Origin of the sequence: Micromonospora globbae (assembly GCF_003610785.1) — a bacterium.
In the GTDB taxonomy this organism is placed as follows: Bacteria; Actinomycetota; Actinomycetes; order Mycobacteriales; family Micromonosporaceae; genus Micromonospora; species Micromonospora globbae.
The window spans coordinates 1-2,020 of sequence record NZ_RAQQ01000082.1 but is presented as its reverse complement, the minus strand read 5'-3'; the positions used below and the strand labels follow the sequence as shown (position 1 = coordinate 2,020).

Sequence of the window (2,020 nt, the reverse complement as noted above, 5' to 3'; positions counted from 1 at the left end):
ATGCACACTGGTCACCAGAACAGCCCTTGGCTATTGATGTTCTTCCCTAGACAAGAAGATCATCAACCAAGGGCTGTTTCCGTCATCGGTCGGGGTCCCCACAGGACCCCAGGGGTTAAAGATCAAGCTAGGCCCTGTTTCAAAAATGAAAGCCGTCTGATCGCCCGTCGTTGGCCCGGGTTGGGCCGGCACCCGGCGTGTCGGTGATCGATAGATGGCGAGGTCTCCGGTAGAGGGTTCTTCGACCAAGACGAACTTCCAATACCGGAGACCTCGTGGCCACCTTAGCGGTGACGAGGCGACACGACCTGACCGACGCTCAGTGGGCGGTGCTGGAGCCGTTGCTGCCCAGGCCGCGTGGGTCAGGACGTCCGCCGAAGTGGAGCAGACGGCAGTTGATCGACGGGATCCGGTGGCGCACCCGGGTCGGCTCGCCGTGGCGGGACGTGCCGGCGCTGTATGGGCCCTGGCAGACCGTCTATGGGCTGTTCCGCAGGTGGCAGCGGGCGGGAGTGTGGCGGGAGGTGGTCACCGGGTTGCAGGCCCGGGCCGACGAGGCGGGGATGATCACGTGGGACGTCAGCGTCGATTCCACCAGCGCTCGCGCTCATCAGCACGCGGCCGGCGCCCGCAACCGTGGCCAGTTGCAGGTCGAGTCGCCTGGCGGTGTCGATGACGAACCCGACGATCATGCCCTGGGACGGTCACGAGGTGGGTTGACCACCAAGCTTCATCTGGCCTGTGAACAGGGCCGTAAGCCGTTGTCGACCCTGCTCACCGCCGGACACCGCGGCGACAGCCCGCAATTCGTCCCCGTGCTGGCTGGCATCCGGGTCCCCAGGGCCGCCGGTGGCCGGCCCCGCACACGACCAGATCGGGTCCTGGCAGACAAGCTACAGCTCCCGCGCCAACCGGCAGCACCTGGCGCGCCGAGGGATCGCCGTGACCATCCCCATCAAGATCGATCAGGTGGCGAGCCGACGCAGGAAGGGCTCGAAAGGAGGACGCCCGCCGACCTTCGACCCCGGCACCTACCGGCAACGCCATGCCGTCGAGTGCGGCATTAACCAGCTCAAACGCAACCGAGCGCTGGCCACCCGCTACGACAAGTTGGCCGTCCGCTACCACGCCACCGTGCACGTCGCCACGATCAACGAATGGCTCCGACCCGACTTATGAAACAGGGCCTAGTGCCCCGCGCGCTCCTGTCCGCTCACACCCGCTCGTACCAGGGTTGGCTGGCGGCGATGAGCGCGGCGGTACGTGTTCCGAGCCCGAGCCGCGCCGCTGCGGCCAGGTCCTCGGCGGTGTCCACGTCCCGGCGCAGGCTTGGCCAGTCGCCGGTCAGGGCAATCGCCCCGCTCGCCGTGTGCGCCGCGGCTGAGCTGACCCCGAAGTGGGGGTCCAGGGGTACGCCTGGCGGCGCAGCCAGCAGCACCGTGCCTCCGCCTGGTGCGTCGGCGACGAACCGGCGCGCCCGCACCGGGGCGGCCTGCGCCGCACGCAGCGCCGCCGCCAGCTCGCCCGAGCGCAGCGCCGGCAGGTCGGCAGTGAGTCCGGCTACCCACCCCCCGCCGTCAGCGGCGGCGAAAGCGCCGTACCGGAAGGCGGCGTTCAGCCCGGCGCGCGGCACGTCCGGCAGAACCCGCGCTCCCGCCTCGAGCCCCGCAGCGGCCACCCGCGGGTCAGCGGTGACCACCAGCACCTGCGCCACCGCCGCGCAGGCCCGCACCGCCTCGATGGTGTCAGCCGCCAGGGCCAGCGCCAGCGCCTCGTGCGGTACGGCCCGGACCGCCCCCCGCAGCCGGCGCTTCGCGGCCGCCAGGTGCTTTACCGGGACCACTACCGTCCACCTCAGTTGACTCATGGCAACTGTCCTGCCAGCAGGATCGTCGGTCGCGTCCGCGCTGGTGGTGTAGGAGACGGCCATCGCGGGATCCGGTTTGATGTTATGCGGCGATCGGGGTGGGGTCGGTCTGGTCGGTGTCGTGTTGGCTGGTGTCGATCGTGACCATGCGGG

The 2,020-nt window shown here is 69.6% G+C and carries 2 protein-coding genes; one reads left to right on the top strand and one right to left on the bottom strand.

Features of this window, described 5'->3' with window-relative positions; translation table 11 throughout:
- Positions 1-275 precede the first annotated feature (275 nt).
- A protein-coding gene (locus D7I43_RS32350; RefSeq protein WP_240033335.1) for an IS5 family transposase occupies positions 276-1,179 on the top strand; the annotation gives its coding sequence in 2 pieces (ribosomal slippage) (positions 276-895 and positions 894-1,179; 906 coding nt in all).
- A gap of 34 nt (positions 1,180-1,213) precedes the next feature.
- On the opposite strand, the gene cofC is transcribed toward D7I43_RS32350, so the two are convergent.
- A complete protein-coding gene (gene cofC, locus D7I43_RS32345) occupies positions 1,214-1,867 on the bottom strand; it encodes a 2-phospho-L-lactate guanylyltransferase (protein WP_120332333.1) in 654 nt (217 codons plus the stop codon).
- Positions 1,868-2,020: the final 153 nt, after the last annotated feature.